This window comes from Streptomyces sp. rh34 (assembly GCF_002551245.1).
Taxonomy (GTDB): Bacteria; Actinomycetota; Actinomycetes; order Streptomycetales; family Streptomycetaceae; genus Streptomyces.
On record NZ_NTGZ01000620.1, the window covers coordinates 1 to 377 of the forward strand.

Genomic DNA, 377 nt, shown 5'->3' on the forward strand with positions numbered 1-377 from the left:
GCGCAGCGCGGGTTCGCCGCCCACGGCGGGCAGGGCCACCCCGACCGTGCGGACATCACGGAAGGCTCCGCTGCGGGCGGCCTCTTCGGCGATCCGCCGGACGGTGCCGTGCCACGGCGGCATGGTGGGGGCCCGGTCGACGAGGAGCACCAGGTCGAACGCGCGCTCCCGTTCGGGGAGGAAATAGGGAACCCACAGTCCGTCGGTGAGCCCGTGCTCGGCGGTGCTCTCCTCGTCAAGGGCGCTCCGGCCCCCGGTGGGCACCCTGCGGCCCAGCCCGCGCAGGGACCTGGCCAGCCGCGGCGGGGCCGTCCGCACGTCCCGGGGGCGGGGGCCCGGCAGCCGGTCGGGGCCGATGCGCGTGCGCTCCTGGACGG

The 377-nt window shown here is 78.0% G+C and carries 1 protein-coding gene; it reads right to left on the reverse strand.

Annotation, left to right across the window (positions count from 1 at the left end; genetic code table 11):
• The coding region (locus tag CR470_RS38510; protein WP_257139082.1) for a hypothetical protein at positions 1-377 on the reverse strand (377 nt) is incomplete at both ends.